The sequence below is a fragment of the Arthrobacter sp. OV608 genome (assembly GCA_900110595.1).
GTDB lineage: Bacteria > Actinomycetota > Actinomycetes > Actinomycetales > Micrococcaceae > Arthrobacter.
Map to the genome: position 1 here is coordinate 26,151 of FOEZ01000003.1, position 17,997 is coordinate 44,147.

Annotated in this window: 17 protein-coding genes; 11 read left to right on the forward strand and 6 right to left on the reverse strand. The window is 65.1% G+C overall.

The features are described from left to right. Positions 1 to 420: 420 nt before the first annotated feature. Together gcvH and BMX78_RS04950 are read left to right on the forward strand one after the other, a co-directional pair. Positions 421 to 804, forward strand: coding sequence for a glycine cleavage system protein GcvH (gcvH, locus tag BMX78_RS04945; RefSeq protein WP_091417187.1), 384 nt, complete (start codon positions 421 to 423; stop codon positions 802 to 804). Positions 805 to 847: 43 nt separating this feature from the next. Beyond that, on the forward strand, positions 848 to 2,245 hold the full coding sequence (locus BMX78_RS04950; RefSeq protein WP_091417189.1) for an L-serine ammonia-lyase: 1,398 nt from the start codon (positions 848 to 850) through the stop codon (positions 2,243 to 2,245). A 30-nt stretch (positions 2,246 to 2,275) separates the two neighbouring features. On the opposite strand, the gene BMX78_RS04955 is transcribed toward BMX78_RS04950, so the two are convergent. Then, positions 2,276 to 2,809 (reverse strand): TspO/MBR family protein, encoded by a 534-nt coding sequence (locus BMX78_RS04955; protein WP_091417191.1) that lies wholly within the window; start codon positions 2,807 to 2,809, stop codon positions 2,276 to 2,278. 125 nt (positions 2,810 to 2,934) lie between these two features. Here BMX78_RS04955 and BMX78_RS04960 point away from each other — a divergent pair, with 125 nt between their 5' ends. The 3 genes from BMX78_RS04960 (at position 2,935) to BMX78_RS04970 (ending at position 7,051) form a co-directional block, all read left to right on the forward strand. After that, positions 2,935 to 4,068 (forward strand): lipid II:glycine glycyltransferase FemX, encoded by a 1,134-nt coding sequence (locus BMX78_RS04960; protein ID WP_091417193.1) that lies wholly within the window; start codon positions 2,935 to 2,937, stop codon positions 4,066 to 4,068. A 123-nt stretch (positions 4,069 to 4,191) separates the two neighbouring features. Beyond that, positions 4,192 to 5,508 (forward strand): peptidoglycan bridge formation glycyltransferase FemA/FemB family protein, encoded by a 1,317-nt coding sequence (locus tag BMX78_RS04965; protein WP_091417194.1) that lies wholly within the window; start codon positions 4,192 to 4,194, stop codon positions 5,506 to 5,508. Between the two features lie 55 nt (positions 5,509 to 5,563). Further along, positions 5,564 to 7,051, forward strand: coding sequence for a threonine/serine exporter family protein (locus BMX78_RS04970; RefSeq protein ID WP_091417196.1), 1,488 nt, complete (start codon positions 5,564 to 5,566; stop codon positions 7,049 to 7,051). Here BMX78_RS04970 and BMX78_RS04975 read toward each other — a convergent pair whose 3' ends face one another. Together BMX78_RS04975 and BMX78_RS04980 are read right to left on the reverse strand one after the other, a co-directional pair. Continuing rightward, entirely contained in the window at positions 7,052 to 7,891 is an 840-nt protein-coding gene (locus BMX78_RS04975) for a siderophore-interacting protein (RefSeq protein WP_091417198.1), read from the reverse strand. Positions 7,892 to 7,905: 14 nt separating this feature from the next. Next, the gene (locus BMX78_RS04980) at positions 7,906 to 8,676 is read right to left on the reverse strand and encodes a uracil-DNA glycosylase (RefSeq protein ID WP_091417200.1); all 771 of its coding nucleotides are present in this window, start codon (positions 8,674 to 8,676) and stop codon (positions 7,906 to 7,908) included. 126 nt (positions 8,677 to 8,802) lie between these two features. Between BMX78_RS04980 and BMX78_RS04985 the strand changes: the two genes are divergently transcribed. The 5 genes from BMX78_RS04985 (at position 8,803) to groL (ending at position 13,407) form a co-directional block, all read left to right on the forward strand. After that, positions 8,803 to 9,132: a DUF3263 domain-containing protein gene (locus tag BMX78_RS04985; protein ID WP_091417202.1), complete on the forward strand. Its 330-nt coding sequence runs from the start codon at positions 8,803 to 8,805 to the stop codon at positions 9,130 to 9,132. A 51-nt stretch (positions 9,133 to 9,183) separates the two neighbouring features. Continuing rightward, positions 9,184 to 9,822: a LytR C-terminal domain-containing protein gene (locus BMX78_RS04990; RefSeq protein ID WP_091417204.1), complete on the forward strand. Its 639-nt coding sequence runs from the start codon at positions 9,184 to 9,186 to the stop codon at positions 9,820 to 9,822. A gap of 192 nt (positions 9,823 to 10,014) precedes the next feature. Beyond that, complete coding sequence (locus BMX78_RS04995) at positions 10,015 to 10,221, forward strand: cold-shock protein (RefSeq protein ID WP_091417924.1); 207 nt, start codon at positions 10,015 to 10,017, stop codon at positions 10,219 to 10,221. Continuing rightward, positions 10,218 to 11,498: an ABC transporter substrate-binding protein gene (locus BMX78_RS05000; RefSeq protein ID WP_286138794.1), complete on the forward strand. Its 1,281-nt coding sequence runs from the start codon at positions 10,218 to 10,220 to the stop codon at positions 11,496 to 11,498. The genes BMX78_RS04995 and BMX78_RS05000 overlap by 4 nt, the downstream gene beginning before the upstream one ends. Positions 11,499 to 11,778: 280 nt before the next feature. Continuing rightward, a complete protein-coding gene (gene groL, locus BMX78_RS05005; protein WP_091417205.1) occupies positions 11,779 to 13,407 on the forward strand; it encodes a chaperonin GroEL in 1,629 nt (542 codons plus the stop codon). A gap of 87 nt (positions 13,408 to 13,494) precedes the next feature. Here groL and BMX78_RS05010 read toward each other — a convergent pair whose 3' ends face one another. Further along, the gene (locus tag BMX78_RS05010) at positions 13,495 to 14,805 is read right to left on the reverse strand and encodes an ABC transporter substrate-binding protein (RefSeq protein ID WP_091417207.1); all 1,311 of its coding nucleotides are present in this window, start codon (positions 14,803 to 14,805) and stop codon (positions 13,495 to 13,497) included. 270 nt (positions 14,806 to 15,075) lie between these two features. Here BMX78_RS05010 and BMX78_RS05015 point away from each other — a divergent pair, with 270 nt between their 5' ends. Then, a complete protein-coding gene (locus tag BMX78_RS05015) occupies positions 15,076 to 16,089 on the forward strand; it encodes a ribonuclease HI family protein (protein WP_091417209.1) in 1,014 nt (337 codons plus the stop codon). A 32-nt stretch (positions 16,090 to 16,121) separates the two neighbouring features. Here BMX78_RS05015 and BMX78_RS05020 read toward each other — a convergent pair whose 3' ends face one another. Together BMX78_RS05020 and BMX78_RS05025 are read right to left on the reverse strand one after the other, a co-directional pair. Then, positions 16,122 to 16,409, reverse strand: coding sequence for a WXG100 family type VII secretion target (locus tag BMX78_RS05020; RefSeq protein WP_091417210.1), 288 nt, complete (start codon positions 16,407 to 16,409; stop codon positions 16,122 to 16,124). Between the two features lie 110 nt (positions 16,410 to 16,519). Then, a complete protein-coding gene (locus BMX78_RS05025; RefSeq protein WP_211482546.1) occupies positions 16,520 to 17,995 on the reverse strand; it encodes a sensor histidine kinase in 1,476 nt (491 codons plus the stop codon). Between the last annotated feature and the right edge of the window lie 2 nt (positions 17,996 to 17,997).

Consider the following 17,997-nt stretch of genomic DNA (forward strand, 5'->3'; position numbering starts at 1 on the left):
GCCCGTCGGGTCCGGCAGGTCACCGATTCCGTGGGCTGCGGGTTGCGTCCGGGCGCGCCGGACCGGACTTTTCACGCGTGCTGCTCGTTCCTCGCTTTGACGCACGCTTTCGAAAAGCCCGGCTCCGCCGTGCCCTCGCGGTCTGCTCACCAACCTAGGCGGTTAAATCCCGCGAGGCTGAGGGGTGGGACGTCGGGGCGGTGGTTGCGGTTCTTGGAGTCCGGAGCCGCGGCACTCTGGCGACGTGTTTGTTTTCCGGGAACTGTTGGCCTCGAAAACTGAACCTGCTTTGGCGGCTGTGAGGATTCCGGAAGCGTACGTCAGAGGCGAGGAACGAGCCAGTACGCGGAGGAATCCGCACAGCCGCACCCAACCCAGCCACGAAGAGTTTTCAAACAACAAACAAAGGAAAAAGAACACATGGCAAAAGTTGCCGCTGACCTGCAGTACTCCGACGAGCACGAGTGGGTGGCCCGGGAGGGTGGGAACCTTGTGTCGATCGGGATTTCCGCTGTCGCTACGGATGCCCTCGGCGACATCGTCTACGTGGACCTGCCCGAGGTGGGTGCCACGGTGACGGCGGGGGAGACCTGTGGTGAAGTGGAGTCTACGAAGTCGGTCTCCGATTTGTACTCGCCAGTGACGGGTGAGGTGGTGGAGATCAATACTGGAGTTGTGGATGATCCCGCGCTGATCAACAACGATCCCTATGGAGCCGGCTGGCTCTTCAAGGTAGCTGCCGAGTCCGAAGGACCCCTGCTGTCTGCGCAGGAGTACGCGTCCAAAAATGGCGGGGACCTGTAATCCCCGTCAAGCAGCACCAAACCACTATTAAGGATTTACGCACATGGCTGTTGGTGTCTTTGATCTCTTCTCCATCGGGATCGGGCCTTCGAGTTCGCACACCGTCGGGCCGATGCGGGCTGCCGCCGTCTTCGCCGAGGAGCTGAAGTCCTCCGGAGCGCTGGACCGTGTGGCATCGCTGCGGGTGGACCTTTACGGTTCCCTCGCAGCGACCGGCCACGGGCACGGCACCATGACCGCGATCCTGCTGGGACTGGAGGGCTTCCATCCGGAGCTGATCCTGCCGGACGAGGTGGAGGAACGGCTCGCGGCCATTGCCGAGACCGGGACCCTGCAACTCGCCGGTGCAGTGCCCCTGCCGTACGGCGTGCAGGACATGGTGCTGCGGCCGCTGACCATCCTGCCGCGGCACACCAACGGCATGACCTTCACCATCTTCGACGCCGAGGACGAGATCCTGCACACCGCCACTTTCTTCTCGGTGGGCGGCGGCTTCATCGTCCGGGAAGGCGAGGAGGACGCTGCACGGCAACAGCTGGAGGAGTCCAAGAAAGAACTTCCGCTGCCCTTCCGCACCGCCGCGGAACTTTTGGGCCGCAGCCAGTCCAAAGGACTTTCCATTGCCGACATCATGCTGGTCAACGAGAAGGCCTCCCGCTCCGAAGAGGACATCCGTGAGGGCCTGCTGCACATCTGGTCGGTGATGGAGGACTGCGTGCAGGTGTCCCTGAAGCGTGAAGGGCTGCTGCCCGGGGGACTGAAGGTCCGCCGTCGTGCCCCCGACTGGCATGACCGCCTGCTGAAGGAAGACAAGGACCGGGACCCGAAGTATTGGCAGGAGTGGGTTAACTTGATCGCCCTGGCGGTCAATGAGGAAAACGCCTCCGGCGGCAGGGTGGTTACCGCCCCCACGAACGGTGCGGCGGGGATCATCCCGGCGGTCCTGTACTACGCCCTGCATTACGCCCCCGGGATGGAGAATGCCACCAAGGAGGACCGCGATGACGTTGTGGTCAAGTTCCTGCTCACAGCGGGCGCCGTCGGGGTGCTGTACAAGGAGCAGGCGTCCATCTCAGGGGCCGAGGTGGGCTGCCAGGGCGAGGTGGGATCGGCGTCGTCCATGGCGGCGGCGGGACTGGCCGAGGTGATGGGCGGAACCCCGGCGCAGGTGGAGAACGCTGCCGAGATCGCAATGGAGCACAACTTGGGCCTGACCTGCGATCCGATCGGTGGGCTGGTGCAGGTGCCGTGCATCGAACGGAACGCGATCGCCGCGGCCAAGGCGATCAACGCCGCGAAGATGGCGCTCTGGGGTGACGGCTCCCACCGGGTCTCCCTGGATGAGGTCATCGTCACCATGCGCGAGACCGGCAAGGACATGAGCTCCAAATACAAGGAAACGGCCATGGGCGGCCTCGCCGTCAACGTGGCCGTGTGTTAGCAGGGCCTGAAAGCGACAGGTGGACCGCCCTTAGTTGTTGAGGGCGGCCCACAAGTTCAGCGTCGCAGCGAACACCAGCCAGGTCACGTAGGGCAGGAGGAGCACGCCAGCCGTGCGGCTGATGGGGCCGAACGCCAGCACAGTAACCGCGACGGCGGCGATCAGGGCCAAGATGATGGCCAGAGCCAGCCACAGGGCGGCTCCGCCGATGGCGGGGTAGAGGCCGAAGAACACGGGCGTCCACGCGAGGTTCAAGGCAAGCTGGAGGCCATATAGCCGCAAGGCGCGGGGGGTGCCGAACTCCTGCTTGCGCCACACCAGCCAGGCGGCCACGGCCATCCCGGTATAGAGAAAAGTCCAGACCGGGCCGAACACCCAGTTCGGCGGTGACCAGGGCGCCTTGTCCGCGGCGGCGTACCAGCCGCTCACGTTGTTGAAGGTGGCGAGCGAGCCGAGACCCGCCACAAGGAACGATGCAGCCACGAAGGCAACCAACACCAGGACCTGCCTGCTGATGCCCGGCGGTTCCTGATTTTTCCGCGGGGATGGTTCCACCTGCTGCATGCCCCAACCCTTGCCAAGAGCCTTGCTGGAGTCAAGGCAACAGGGCCGGCTCCAGCTTTGAGATGCGGCTCGAGTCCGCTCGACTGAAAAGCCGCCGTGCCGCCAGGCTTTAGACTTGAGGCTGCATGTCCGCACGCAGCCACGAGTACAGAACCGCGCACAACCCCCGATTGGACACGGCCCCTTTGCGAGAATTCACCGCACGTTTTGCCACAGCCGAGGAAATTGAAAACTGGGACAAGCACGTCACGGCCAACCCGAACGGCGGCAACATGCTGCAGTCCGCCGCGTACGCGACGGTAAAAAACGGCGCTGGCTGGAAAGTCCGGTTCCTGGTCCTGGAAAGCCCTGGCTCTGCCAGCTACAACCTCGTGCTGGAGAAAAAGTTTCCGGTCATGGGCCGGCTCTGGTACCTCATCAAGGGCCCTGACCTGGCAGCTGCCGGGGACCTCGAGGCAGCGATGGAAGCCTGCGCAGCCTTTGTCCGCGACAGGAAACTCAACGTCTTCACCATCAAGATCGAACCGGACATCGTGGACTCCGCCGATGCCCAGGCGCACTTGGCCGCCGCCGGCCTGGTGAAGGCCCCCAACATCCAGTCCAACGACTCCACCGCGCTGCTGGACATCTCCGGCGCCGAAGAAACAGTCTTCAAAGCAATCTCCTCCCGGGCCCGCAACGCCATCCGCCGCGCTGAACGGGAAGGCTGCGAGGTGCTGCGGGAAGAACCCGGGCCCGCAACCTACCGTGCGCTTTATGACCTCATGGCGGACACTGTGAACGCCAAGGGCTCCATGCCCCTGCGCAGCTACGAGTACTACGCGGCGTTCTGGGACGAGTTCTGCAGCCGCGGCCAGGGCAACTTCTTCTTCGTCTACGAGGACGGCAAACCCAGCGTGGGCGCCTTCGTGATCAATTACGGCGCCAAAGCAACGTACAAGGACGGCGGTTCCACCCAGAACCGCAAACAGTACGGCGATTCGCACCTGGTCCAGTGGGCAGCCATCCGGCGGATGCAGGAACTTGGCTGCACTGAATACGACTTCTGTGGAACACCGCCTGCCTCCCGGATCAAGGACAAGAGCCACAACCTGTACGGCATGGGGATGTTCAAGACCAGCTTCACCAAAACCGTCACGGATTTTGTGGGCTGCCACGACTACATCCTTGCCCCGCTCCGCCACCGCCTCTGGGTCAACGGCGCAGAAAAGGTCTTCCGCCGGATTGAAACGGCGCGGACCGGCCAGCAGTTCTACTGACCGCAGCCCCGGCGCAGGCTTAGTCCGCAGGCTGAACCCCGGACTGTAAACAAGGCCGCCCGCATACCCGTCCCTGATCCAGCGGCTTTCCTGTTAGCCGCACACCGTGAATAAGGAAATCCCTTGAATCCAGTCACCACCGGCACCGATCTTGAATTTGCCCTCCTCAGCGACTCAGAGTTCGAGGCCTTTGCGGTCAAGCACCCGCAAAACAGCTTCCTCCAGTCCGTCGACTTCGCCCGATTCCAGCGCGCCCGCGGCCAGCAGGTGGAGCTCTTTGGCATCCGGCGCGGCGGCGAACTGGTGGCGGCCGGGAAGCTGAACTACACCACTACGCGGCTGGGGTACACGGTGTGTGAATGCGCCAAGGGTCCCCTGATGGACTACACGGACCTTGAACTGGTGCGGGACGTCGTCGGACTCCTCCGCCGGCGGGCTGCGGAGCGCAAAGCCGCGGAACTGCGGATTTCCCCCAACCTGAAGTACATCGCCCGCGACGAGGACGGTGCAGAGCACCCGGAGGTTGAGGACAACCGTCCGCTGGTGTCACGGCTGTCCGGACTGGGCTTCCAGCACCAGGGACTGGAGATGAACTTCGTCAACGTGAACTGGATGTTCATCAAGGACCTGACCGGAATCAAGGACGCCGAAGAGCTCATCATGGGCACCAGCTACCGGACCCGCAAGGCCATCCGGAAAGCGGAGAAAAACGGCGTCTTCCTGGAACAGGCCACGCTGGAAACCCTGGACGAGTTCTACGGTGCGCTGAGTAAGGCCGGGGACGAAAAGGGATTCGTCTACCGCGAGCGCGCCTACTACGAGCACCTGCTCCGGACCACGTCCCCGGAATTCACCAAGCTCATGATGGCGAAGATCGACATCCCGGCCTACCGGAAATCCATCACCGAGCGGATGGCGGCCGAATCAGCCACCGCGGCGGAGTTGCGCCGCGAGGTGGAAGAGACCGGCAGCAAGAAAAAGGCGAACCGGCTCAAAGTGGTCCAGGATCTTGTGGACAGCTACGAGCGGAGCCTCACGGACATCGAGCGGTTCCCCGACTCCGTGGGTGTTGCCACCGTGGCCGCCATCCACTTCGTCTGCTACGGGGACGAAGTGGTGTGCGTGATCGGCGGCACCGTGCAGGACTACATCTACTTCAACGGGGCCACCTCGCTCTACTGGGGAATGATGCTGCACGCGCTGGAAAAGGGATACCCGCGGTACAACTTCTACGGAACGTTCGGCATTTCCGGGCAGGACGAGGAAGGCCACGGCGGCTACGAGTTCAAAAAGGGTTTCGGCGGAGAAGTGGTCCAGCTGGTGGGTGACTTCGTGATGCCGGTCCGGCCCGCCGTCTTCCACGCCAACCGCCTGGCCCGGGCCGCCGTGGCCGCAGCCCGCACGGTGCTGGGCAAGCTGCCCCTGAGGCGTACGGCCTGAAAGACTGGTCACAACACCGCACCGGGACCCTGCACCGCACTGGGAGGAGGCAACCATGACTGACCGGCCCGAGTACCCCGGGCACAGGCCGCAGACGGACGGCCTGCCCAAAACGGAACCACTGACAGCCTCCCAGGCGCGCCAGAACGCCGCCGCGAAAAGAATGCTGCGGCGCCTGGTCCAGGGCGAAAGCCCGCCCACCGCTCCTTTGAGCATCGTGGACCGGCTCACCGGCAGCCCCTACGCCAACCCGATGATCCAGGTGGGCGGCGTCGACACCTCTGCCCGCAAGACCCTCGACTTCGTCCTGCACCTGGCCGAGACGATGTTCCGCTACGGCGCCGGTGCGCTGGAGGTGGAAACCAGCATCATCGCCGTCACCGCGGCGCTGGGGCTGAAGAACATCGAAGTGGACATCACCAACCAGTCCGTCGGCATCAACTACGCTCCCAAGGACCAGACACCCATCGCGCTGCTGCGCGTGGTGCGCTCCTGGACCAATAACTACGCGGGCCTGGCCAAGGTCCACCAGCTCGTCACGGACATCGTGGCTGGCGGAGTGGGCCGTGACGAGGCCATCCGCCGGCTGGATGAGGCCATCACCAGCCCTAAACCGTTCCCGCGGTGGCTGGTCACGGTGGCGTTCGGGACCTTCGCAGCGGTCTTCGTGGGCGTCCTGGGCGGCGGGCCGGTGTCCTCGGCCATCGCCTTTGTGGCCAACATCGGCATCAGCCTGCTGGCCCGCCAACTGGGCCGGTGGCGGGTGCCGGACTTCTTCATCACCGCCAGTTGTTCGTTTGTGGTGACACAGCTGGCGCTGGTGCTGTGGCAGTTCGGGCTGACAACATCGCCGGCCATCGTGGTGGTGGGCGGAATCCTGCTGCTCCTGCCCACGGGACGCCTCGTCTCCTCGGTGCAGGATGCGATCAACGGCTTCCCCGTTACGGCTGCGGGACGGTTCCTGTCAACGCTGCTGACGTTCGGCGCCATCGTTGCGGGCATCGCCGTCGCCTTCATGGTGGGCGAGCTGACAGGCATGCAGCGGATCGATGTCACGGAGACGTTCCCGCCGGCCTACGACCTCTGGGTCCTGGTGATCTTCGTCGCGGTGGCCGTGATGGCCATCGGGATTACGGAGCAGACCACCTGGAAGCTGCTGCTGCCCACGGCGGGAGTGGGAGTGGCGGGCTACTTCGTGCTGCTCGCCGCCGGCCAGCTGGGAGTCGGGGACCGGTTCTCGCCTGCGCTGGCCGCCGTGGTGATCGGCCTGCTGGCCCGCGTGGTTGCCCTGCGGATGGGGGCACCGCAGCTTGTGGTGGCCGTGCCGGCAGCCTTGATCCTGCTGCCGGGCCTGACCATCTTCCGGTCCATGTATGTGCTCACCATCGAGGAAGCCGAGATCCTCCTCGGCGCCGGCGGGATGCTCAATGCCGGTGCGATCGTCCTGGGAACGGCGGGCGGGATCGTCCTCGGCGACACCCTCGCCCGGCCGCTGACCCGTAGCCTGGCGAGCAACGAGCGGCGCCGGGCCCGCCGCCGCTGATTAGATCTGGCCGACCGGCAGCTTCTTCTCCGCCTGGAACACGTCCTCCACCCGGCCCTTGGCCCAGTAGCCCGAGAGCGAGACCTGCCTGCGGTCGAGGCCGCGCTGCTTGAAAAAGACGTCGCGCAGGGCCTTCATGTAGCCACGCTCGCCATGGGCGAACACGTCCACGCGGCCGGCAGGCCACGCGGCGTCCGCCACGGCCTGGACCAGGAGGTTGCTCTCGCCGGCGGGAACGCCGTTGCGGGTGAGCCAGCGCAGTTCCAATCCCGTCGGGGCAGCGACGGGCTGGATGTCGGCGTCGGAATCCACCTCAAGGAAGGCCAGGCCTGTGGCTTCGGCCGGCAGCGACTCGATGACTGCCGCGATGGCCGGCAGTGCAGCCTCATCACCGGCGAAAAGGTACCAGTCCGCGTCGGGTGCTGGGTTGTAGGCACCACCCGGGCCGGTGAACGTCAGGGTGTGGCCCGGCTGCGCCTGCGCGGCCCACGGACCCGCCAAGCCCTCGTCGCCGTGCACCACAAAGTCGATGGCCAGTTCGCGGGCTGCCTCGTCCACCCAGCGGACGGTATAGGTGCGGGTGTAGGGCCACTGTTCCCGCGGCATGGTTTCGCGGATGCTCCACAGGTCCAGGGGGGAGGGGTACTCGATGCCCGGCTGCGGGAAAACAATCTTGACGTAGCGGTCAACGAATTCGTTGTTGGAGAAGTCTGCGAAGCCGTCCCCGCCGGCAACAATCCGGACCATGTGCGGGGACAGTTCTTCCCTCCGGATTACAGTGAGATTGATCTGCGGACGGCTTTTTTTGGTGGCGCTGGTGGCGGCGGGCACGGTGCTCATAAGGCAAGCCTAAGCTAGGGGACTGGCGGGAGCTCCCAGGTTACGTCCGGCGCACCCTGGCTGCGCAGGAGTTCGTTCACCCGGCTGAAGGGGCGGGAACCAAAGAAGCCGCGGGACGCGGACAACGGGCTGGGGTGGGCGCTCGCCACCGCGGGCGCCCCGTCCAACAGGGGGCGGACGCTGTCCGCGTCCTTGCCCCACAGCACTGCAACGAGGGGCTGCCGTGACCCGTCCGGACGGCGCCGGCCTGCGACGGCGGTGACGGCCGCCGTCGTGATCTTCTCCCAGCCTTTGCCGCGGTGCGAGCCGGGGGAGCCCGCCCGCACCGTCATCACCCGGTTCAGGAGCAGCACGCCCTGGTCAGCCCAGGCGGACAAGTCCCCGTGCACCCGGGCGGGCACACCGAGATCCGCTTCCAGCTCGCGGTAGATATTTGCCAGGCTCCGTGGGATTGGCCGCGTGCGCGGGTCAACCGAAAAGGAAAGCCCCACCGCATGCCCCGGCGTGGGGTAGGGGTCCTGGCCAACAATGAGCACCTTCACGTCCGCGAGCGGCTGCCGGAAGGCCCGCAGGACGTTCGACGGCGCCGGCAGGACCTGGTGCCCCGCTGCCACTTCGCCGGCAAGGAAGGTGAGCACGTGGCGGAGTTCGCTTTCCACTCCCGCCAGAGCAGCAGCCCAGTCAGGTGCCATAAGCTCATCCAGGGGGAGCAGCGCCAGCTCCGCGAAACCCACTGCATCCGCCGGTTGCTGCGCCAGTTCGAACAAAGCATCTGATTCAAACACCGTCCCATTCTTGCAGGGACGCCCAGGGTGAGGGGCCGGCAGCCAGGCCGTGTGCAAATGACATTGGTGTTATTCGCCCGTAGCATGGGGGGCAGACATTTTTGTAAACCAGCAAAGGAGTATGCAGTGGCGGAGCCAGCCCGGGAGCACCTGCCGGAGCAGGAACCACGGCATTCACTCCTGGCGGATTTCTCGCTCCGTGACTCGCCGCTGAGCGAGCGGGAGCAGCAGATGCTCGCCCTCGAACGGCAGTGGTGGAAGTACGCCGGTGCCAAGGAGCAGGCCATCCGGGAGCTCTTTGACCTCTCCGCGACCCACTATTACCAGCTGCTCAATGCGCTCATCGATACCGAGGATGCGCTGGCCCACGATCCCATGCTGGTCAAGCGATTGCGTAGACTACGTACGTCGCGTCACCGTGCACGTACCGGACGGCGCCTGGGGTCCGACGCGTAAGACGCTCCCGCTGTGCCCTCCAGCAGCAAACCAACAAGGATGTCATCCACCATGACCAGATATGCCCGCGATGAATTCGACAAGGTCCCGGAGACTGCTTCGCGACAAGGTGTCCACCGCACGGCTTCCGCCCCCGCCAGGGTGCGGCTGTGGTCTATCCTCGCCGTGGGCGTGGCAGCACTGGCCATTGGGCTGGTGTCTTTCCTGATCCTTCCCAAGCTGGGTTTCGCCACAGCCGGTGACCAGGCCTCCGTCAGCCAGGAGGCAGCGCCGCTGGCCGGCACCGGATCCACGCCCTCGGCAACTCCGGACGCTTCTCCGTCCGCTGATGCCCAGCCTTCCGCGACGGCTGAACCCGAAGCAAGCGCCGAGGCCAAATCCGCACCGATCGCATCTGCCGAGGCCCCTGCACTGATCAACAAAGCCCAGGCTGTGGCCATCTACAACGCCGCGGGCACCGCAGGGCTGGCAAGCCGGGTTGGCGGCACGGTCCAGGCTGACGGCTGGACGCTGGGGCAGGTGGGCAACTGGGCCGGTTCGCCACAGCAAAGGTCCACCATTTTCTACTCGGGAGCAGGCCAGCTGGCCAGCGCCCAGGCGCTGGCAGAGCTCCTTGGTATCCCCACGCTGGTGAACAGCACGGAATTCCAGGTGCCCCTGGTTGTGGTGCTGGGGCCCGGCTACCGGTAGACAGCGTCCGTCCTGGCGGCCACGCACCTGCCTGCCTGCCCGGCTGTTACGCCTGAATAACTATTGCCGGCTGTCCCGGAGCCGTCCCGCCCCGGGGGCACGGAGTTGGCTAGAGTGATTTTCAGGTTCGGTTCGGGCCAGCCGGAACACCGCGGCGTGGACAAACGGACACAATGGAAAGAGTGGTCGGACATGGCACTGGGGACCGTCAAATGGTTCAACGCGGAAAAGGGCTACGGCTTCATCACCGTGGACGGCACGGGTGATGACATCTTTGTCCATTGGTCCGCCATCCAGGGCGAAGGCTACCGGGCCCTCGACGAAGGCCAGCGCGTGGAGCTCGAAGTCGGCGAAGGCGAGAAGGGCCCGCAGGCCGAAAGCGTCCGGCCGGCCGAGTGAACAGCGCTTTCCTCCGTCCCGCGGGCATCCGCCGGACACTCATCACAGCTGCCGCCTGCTCAACCCTCGCCCTGACCGCCTGCTCCGGTGCCACCGGCAACGCGAGGGTGGAACCGGCGGAGGCGTCCGGGGACGGCACCCTGCGGATCGGGCTGATCCTGGACAGCACCGGCGAGAACGCCTTCCTGAACGCACCCCAGCTCGCTGCCGCCAGGCTCGCCGTGCAGGAGATCAACGCCGCGGGCGGCCACAAAGGCAAGCCGGTGGAGCTGCTGCCTACCGAAACGGGCCAGGATGCCGCCGGGCAGGCCCAGGCACTCGTTTCCGCAAAAGCTGACGTTGTGATCGGCCCCACCGATTCGAGCCACGCCGCCGCTGCCATCGACATCCTGTCCCGCGCCCGGACACCCCTCATCTCGCCCGCCAACACGGCCGCCGGCCTCAGCACCTCCAACAGCGGCGGCTATTACTTCCGGACCGCAGCTGCCGACGTCGCACAGGGCCCCGTCCTCGTGAAGCTCGCCAAGGACGCTGGCGCCACAACTGTGGCCGTGATGCACCAGGACGGTTCCTACGGCACGGACGTGTCAGCCGCCGTCGCCACCGCTGCGGAACAGGCCGGAATGAACGTGGCAGCCACCAAAGACTTCAAACCGGGCGAGGCTGGCCCTGCTGCCGCGGAGGTCGGCAAGGCCGGAGCGGATGCTGTGATTGTCATCGCCCGGGACGGTGCCCAGGGTGTCCTGGCCGAACTCGCCAAGGCCGGTGTGGACGGGAAGCGGATCATCCTCAGCGACGGTGCCTTTGCCCGCTACAGCTCCCGGCTGCCCGCCACGTTCCTCGACGGCGCCCGCGCGGTGGTTGCAGGGCAGCTTCCCGACGCCGACTTCCAGGCCAGGCTGCTCACGGTGGACCCAGGACTGAAGGATGTTTCGTTCGCCGCCGAGGCCTACGACGCTGTGACCGTTGCCGCCTTGGCTGCCGCCAGGGCGCAGGATGACTCTGGCCGCTCCATCGCCGCCAACCTGATCTCTGCCTCCGGAGGAGCGGTGGAAGGATCCTCCGGGAAACCGGAGGCCGATGCCTGCCAGACATATAAAGACTGCCGGGCAGGGCTCATGACCCGCCCCGATATTAATTACGACGGCGAATCGGGCCCGATTGCCTTCGACGCCAACGGGGACATCACCACCGCCACCTTCACCGTCTACACGTACGCGGCCGACAACGATCCTGTGCCCAGCGGCCGGGAGACCGCCGGACGGGCAGCGGGCTGAGCTTCGCCGTCGGCTAAACGGGGCAAAGCAGGGTCTTATTCGCTTGCACTCTAACGTGGGGAGTGCTAATTATTGAGTTAGCACTCTGACGTACCGACTGCTAAAGCAAAGCTGGTTCCGGCCCGCGGCGCGCTGCACCGGTCGAGGAGCGAAGAAACACCTAACTGGAGTGAGATCCGCAGCCGGAGGCATACAGAGGCCGATGGTGAAGGATCGTCCGTCGCGGGCACTGCAGCGAAGGTTCATTCTTAACGACTGTCCCGAAAGGACTACTGCCGTTATGGCCAAGATCATTGCATTTGATGAAGAGGCACGCCGCGGCCTTGAGCGGGGCCTGAACATCCTCGCCGACGCCGTTAAGGTCACCCTCGGCCCGCGTGGACGCAACGTCGTCCTCGAGAAGAAGTGGGGCGCCCCCACGATCACCAACGATGGTGTTTCCATCGCCAAGGAGATCGAGCTGGACGATCCTTACGAGAAGATCGGCGCCGAGCTGGTCAAGGAAGTTGCCAAGAAGACGGACGACGTCGCCGGCGACGGTACCACCACGGCAACCGTGCTGGCACAGGCACTGGTGAAGGAAGGCCTGCGCAACGTTGCTGCCGGCGCCGACCCGCTGTCCCTCAAGCGCGGCATCGAGAAGGCCGTTGAGGCCGTCACCGCCGAACTGCTGAACTCCGCCAAGGAAATCGAAACCAAGGAAGAGATCGCCGCAACGGCGTCCATCTCCGCCGGTGACGAGGAAATTGGTGCCCTCATCGCCGAAGCCCTGGACAAGGTGGGCAAGGAAGGCGTCATCACGGTCGAGGAGTCCAACACCTTCGGCCTGGAGCTTGAGCTCACCGAAGGCATGCGCTTCGACAAGGGCTACATCTCCGCCTACTTCGTCACGGACGCCGAGCGCCAGGAAACGGTCCTCGAGGATCCGTACATCCTGATCGTCAACTCCAAGATCTCCAACGTCAAGGAACTGGTTGCTGTCCTCGAAAAGGTCATGCAGTCCAACAAGCCGCTGCTGATCATCGCAGAGGACATCGAGGGCGAGGCCCTGGCCACCCTGATCGTCAACAAGATCCGCGGCACCTTCAAGTCCGTCGCCGTCAAGGCTCCGGGCTTCGGTGACCGCCGCAAGGCACAGCTTGCCGACATCGCCGTCCTCACCGGCGGCCAGGTCATCTCCGAAGAAGTTGGCCTCAAGCTGGAGAACGCAGGCCTGGAGCTCCTGGGCAAGGCACGCAAGGTTGTTGTCACCAAGGACGAGACCACCATTGTCGAAGGTGCCGGCGACGCCGACCAGATCGCCGGCCGCGTGGCCCAGATCCGCGCCGAGATCGAGAACTCCGATTCGGACTACGACCGCGAGAAGCTGCAGGAGCGCCTGGCCAAGCTGGCCGGCGGCGTTGCAGTCATCAAGGCCGGTGCCGCAACCGAGGTTGAGCTCAAGGAGCGCAAGCACCGCATCGAAGACGCTGTGCGCAACGCCAAGGCAGCTGTTGAAGAAGGCATCGTTGCCGGTGGCGGCGTGGCCCTCATCCAGGCCGGTGCCAAGGCATTCGCCAACCTGCAGCTGTCCGGCGACGAAGCAACCGGTGCGAACATCGTCCGCGTTGCCATCGATGCCCCGCTGAAGCAGATCGCCTTCAACGCCGGCCTGGAGCCGGGCGTTGTGGTCGACAAGGTCCGCGGCCTGCCCGCAGGCCACGGCCTGAACGCCGCAACCGGCGAGTACGTCGACCTGCTGGCTGCCGGCGTGAACGACCCCGTCAAGGTGACCCGCTCTGCCCTGCAGAACGCGGCCTCCATTGCCGGTCTCTTCCTCACCACCGAGGCAGTTGTGGCCGACAAGCCCGAGAAGAACGCTGCCCCGGTTGGCGGCGGCGACGACATGGGCGGCATGGGCGGCTTCTAAGCCTTCCCTGCCGGGCCTGGTCCCGCGGATACATAAATGCGGCCCCCTCTTGCGAGGGGGCCGCATTTGTTTTGTCCAGCAGGAGTTTTACTTCCTGGCGCTGGCCAGCATTCCTTCAACTTCCTTTTTGAATGCGTCAGCAGCTGCCTGCGGCGTGAGTCGGTCGTAAAAGACTTCATCGGTGTACCGCTTGATGACGTTCTGCACGCTGCCGGCACCCACCGGCGGAACCGGCGGTGCTTCCTTGATATCCGCGGCGATGTCCTTCAGGAAGCTGACCACCGTGGTGTCCGCAGGCTTCAGCGAGGGCGTGATGCCCTCCACGATGTCCGGGTTGGTGGGTACGCCCCGGTCCGTCATCAGGATCGCCCCGGCTTCAGGGCTGTTGGCCAGGTAGTTGATGAAGGTGGCTGCCTCTTCCGGATGCTTTGAGCGGGAGGAGGCGGACCAGAACATGGTGGGCTTGTAGTACATGCCGTTCCCTGCAGCGGAGCCGTCCGTGCTGGGCGCGCGGAGCATCTTGATGCTGCTGCCGGTGGTCGCCTCAAGGGAACCGAGCTGGTTTGTCCACCACCAGGCCATGCCCACCCTGTTGGTGCCGAAGAGGCTTTCTTCCAGCCCCGCGCCGGCGTCTTCGGTGGCGACAGTGGCGGGCGGGCTGGCCTTCGAATCACGCTGTTCCTTCAGGCGCTCCCAAAAGGAGGCGGCCGTCGAGGTATCGAAATCCAGCTTGCCGTCCTCTGAATAGAGGTTCTCGCCGTGCTGCCGCAGCCAGATGATCAGGTCCGCTTCGTTGGTGCCGTAAGCCGCGCCGTAGTTCTTGCCGTCACCTGATGCGCTGATCTTGGCGGCCGTGGCCATGAAGTCATCCCAGGTCCACTTCGTGTCATCCGGGAGGGGAACATTGGCCGCCTCAAAGACTTTGGTGTTGGCCATGACCACGTAGGCATTTTGGCCTGTGCTCAGGCCATACTGGGCGTCGTCGTACTGCCCTGATGCCAGCGCTTCCTTGTCCAGCTTGGAGGTGTCGATGCCTTTCTGCTTGGACAGATCCAGGAGGGCACCGCGTCCGCCGTATTCGGCGATGTACTTCTGGTCCATCTGGATGACGTCCGGCGCGTCGTTCGCAGCAGTCTTGGTGGCGAGCTTGTCCCAGTAGCTGGCCCACTCACCGGGCTCGGATTCGATCTTGATATTCGGGTGCTCGGCTTCGAAAGCGTCAATGACCTTTTCGGTCTGTGCGTTGAGGTACTCATTGCCCCACCAGGCAAACCGCAGCGTCACTTCCTCGCTGTTGCCGGAACCGCCGGACGCGCCGCATCCTGTTGCCAGGAGGGAGAGGGCCACTGCTACTGCGCCCAGCTGGAATTTCCTCCGCCTGCCGGTTGGAATCGTCATCGATGTGCCTTCCTTGTTCTTGTGGAGACGCTTTCTCCCTTGTTGGCCACGGGTACTCACCCGCCTGGCCTGGGTCAGAGAAAGCGTTTTCTCGTATGACATCCGATTGTGCCGGGCGCCGATGCCGCCGTCAAGGAGTTTCGGTAAACGCTTTCCTGCCAAGTGGTGTTCCTTCGTCCGGCGAGGGCAGGCAGCGGTGACAGCAGGCAGCAGTGGCCGGAAGCGGGGCCCCACCCTCTGTTTGTCGGTGTCTTCTGGCAGGATGGACCGGTGACGATTACAGCAGCGGCCGACGGTTCGGCTTTGGGAAATCCCGGCCCGGCAGGCTGGGCCTGGTATGTGGACGACGACTGCTGGCGCGCCGGCGGATGGCCGCACGGGACCAACAACCAGGGCGAGCTGATGGCTGTCCTGGATCTGCTGCGGGCCACTGCCCATCTTCCCGAAGAGGACCTGCACATCCTCTGCGACAGCCAGTACGTCATCAACTCCATCACCAAGTGGATGCCAGGTTGGAAGCGGAAGGGCTGGCGTAAGGCGGACGGCAAGCCCGTGCTGAACGTTGACCTGCTCAAGGAACTGGACCGGGAACTGGCGGGGCGCAAATACCGGTTCGAATGGGTCAAGGGCCACGCCGGGCACGACCTGAACGAAGCCGCCGACGAGCGTGCCCGGGCTGCTGCCACTGCCTACCAGCAGGGTGTGGCCGCCCGCTCAGGGCCCGGCTTCCCCGGTGCACACCACCTTCCCGCGTCGGGAGCACGTGCTGCGGGGACGGCTGCAAGCCCGGTCCACACTCCGGCGGCGGCCGTCCGGGAGCCTGACCTGTTCAACCAGCAGGAGCCGACCCGGCAGGACACCAGCCAGGACTACGCCCAGCTGGATTTCGCCCAGCTTGGTGACGGGGCTTTCGACCTCGCCGGAACCGGCCCGGCTGAAGCGGCGCCGCCCGAAGCGCTCGTGGAGCAGCTGGAGCGGGAACTGCTGGGCCCCCTGGTGCGCGGTGATATTGGCAGGACAGCCGTCCTCCTGCACCCTGACTTCCTGGAAATCGGCAGCTCCGGCCGGGTCTGGACCCGGGATGCCATGATGATGGCGCTGGAAGAGGACCCGGGTGAGCGGACCGACATCGAGATCATCGGCGCGGACCGTGTGGGCCCCGGCGCGGTGCTGCTGACCTACCGGAGCTTCGCGCGCTCAGGCACAACCCTCCGGAGCTCCCTGTGGGTTCTTGACGGTGAGCGCTGGCGGCTGCGGTTCCACCAGGGCACGCCCGAGGCCTGACGAAGGCTACGATCGGGTGTCCGGCGGCGGGCCTAGCTGAACCGCTGGGTATTCCCCTGCTCTGCCTGCGCGTACGTGGCAGCCGCCGAGGCAAGTGCCATGTTGATGGACGCCAGCGAAGACTCCACCCGGCCCTGCGTGATGGTCCATTCGGTGACCAGCGCCTGGAAGTTGGTGGCTGCGGAGCCGCGCCAGGAGCCCTGAAGCTCGTCCAGTCCCCGTTTCATGGCCTGGACGTCGGCGCTGATCCGCTCCACCGTTGCCTGGACGTTGGCCGACTTGAGCTGCAGGAGTTCGGTATCGACAGAGATGATGCTCATGGCAGTGCCTTTCGCTGTAGCGGGCAGCAGTATATGCTCCCGTGCCCGGCTTCTCCGGACGTCTGCAATGAGCCTAGGGATGCGCCGGCTAACGGTGCCATGGCGGAAAGCTATATGTGGATAACCTCGTCGCTGCCCTCGGCTTTGGCCTCCATCGGCGCGTCTTCGCGCTTGGGAAGGCTGACCACCAGGGTGGCCCCGCCGCCGTCGGTAGTGGCAACCCGCACCGAACCGCCGTGGGATCCGACAATAGCGGCCACAATGGCCAGGCCCAGGCCGCTGCCGCCGGTCTCACGGGTGCGGGACGTGTCGGCACGGTAGAAGCGTTCAAAAACCTTGGACGCATCCTCCTCGGAGATACCCGGTCCATGGTCGCGGACTTCGATAACGGACCGCTCCTGCCCGTCCCCTGAAAGGTGGACACCAACAGCCAGTTCAATGGGGGTGTCGTCAGGGGTGTACCGCAGGGCGTTGCCCACCAGGTTGCCCACCACCTGCCGGAGCTTGGCCTCGTCGCCCAGCACGGGCGCAGGCGCCGCGGAGCCGCCGTTGAGCCCCACCAGGGAGATCACCCGCGAACGCGAGCTGGCCTGCGTATCCACCACCGCATCGTGGGCGATCAGTTGCAGGTCCACCGGCTTGCGCTGCAACGGGCGCTGCTCGTCAAGGCGGGCCAGCAGCAACAAGTCCTCCACCATGGAGCCCATGCGCTTGGCTTCGCTCTCGATCCTTCCCATGGCGGTGGCAACGTCCTCGTCAGTGGTTAACGCACCGTGCCGGTACAGCTCGGAAAAACCGCGGATGGTCACCAGCGGGGTCCGAAGTTCGTGTGAGGCGTCGGCAGCGAACCTGCGCATCCTCGCCTCCGAGGCCGTCCGGGCGGCGAACGCCGTTTCGATGTGGGCGAGCATCGCATTCAGCGAACTGCTCAGCCGGCCCAGCTCGGTGCCCGGGTTCTCCACTTCCACACGGCGGGAAAGGTCACCGGCCGCAATCGCGGCTGCCGTCTTCTCCACCCTGGCCAGCGGCCGGAAGGACCGCGACACGGTCCAGCTTGCGATCAGGGACGCCAGCAGCAGGGTCAGGAGGCCAACGCCTGTGACCACGAGCGTGGCGTGCTTCAGCACATCATCGACGCTCTGCAGCGGCAGCCCGATGACAACAACCGCCGTGGTCTGGTTAGTCTGGACGGTCACCGCAACAACCCGCCAGTTCTGCCCGTCGGTACCCCTCACCTGGTACGGGACCACTCCGCGGGCCTGGGCTTGCTCAACGCTGATGGAATTGATGTCCGGATGCTTCTCGGCGTCACCACCAAACGGATAGGGTTCCTGTCCCGGGACAAAAAGTATCAAGGAGTAGTCGGTGGGAACCGGAGGATTGGGGGTCTGCAGCTGCGTGAAGGAGCGCTGCTTCCCGGCCAGCTCGACGGCGGCATACAGCTTGTCATCCACCTGGCCTTGCAGGTAGCTGTGAAGCAGGGTCAGGGTTCCCGCGCCGGTCACGGTCAGTGCAACGATCAGCAGGGCCATGATCATGGCCACGAGCTGCGTCCTGAGGGAGGCCGACTTCCAACGCTGGAGCAAGG

Bases quoted from the DNA above. Each gene is read 5' to 3' on its own strand.
- gcvH (WP_091417187.1), top strand. From the start codon at position 421: ATGGCAAAAGTTGCCGCTGACCTGCAGTACTCCGACGAGCACGAGTGG.
- BMX78_RS04950 (WP_091417189.1), top strand. From the start codon at position 848: ATGGCTGTTGGTGTCTTTGATCTCTTCTCCATCGGGATCGGGCCTTCG.
- BMX78_RS04955 (WP_091417191.1), bottom strand. From the start codon at position 2,809: ATGCAGCAGGTGGAACCATCCCCGCGGAAAAATCAGGAACCGCCGGGC.
- BMX78_RS04960 (WP_091417193.1), top strand. From the start codon at position 2,935: ATGTCCGCACGCAGCCACGAGTACAGAACCGCGCACAACCCCCGATTG.
- BMX78_RS04970 (WP_091417196.1), top strand. From the start codon at position 5,564: ATGACTGACCGGCCCGAGTACCCCGGGCACAGGCCGCAGACGGACGGC.
- BMX78_RS04975 (WP_091417198.1), bottom strand. From the start codon at position 7,891: ATGAGCACCGTGCCCGCCGCCACCAGCGCCACCAAAAAAAGCCGTCCG.
- BMX78_RS04990 (WP_091417204.1), top strand. From the start codon at position 9,184: ATGACCAGATATGCCCGCGATGAATTCGACAAGGTCCCGGAGACTGCT.
- BMX78_RS04995 (WP_091417924.1), top strand. From the start codon at position 10,015: ATGGCACTGGGGACCGTCAAATGGTTCAACGCGGAAAAGGGCTACGGC.
- groL (WP_091417205.1), top strand. From the start codon at position 11,779: ATGGCCAAGATCATTGCATTTGATGAAGAGGCACGCCGCGGCCTTGAG.
- BMX78_RS05010 (WP_091417207.1), bottom strand. From the start codon at position 14,805: ATGACGATTCCAACCGGCAGGCGGAGGAAATTCCAGCTGGGCGCAGTA.
- BMX78_RS05020 (WP_091417210.1), bottom strand. From the start codon at position 16,409: ATGAGCATCATCTCTGTCGATACCGAACTCCTGCAGCTCAAGTCGGCC.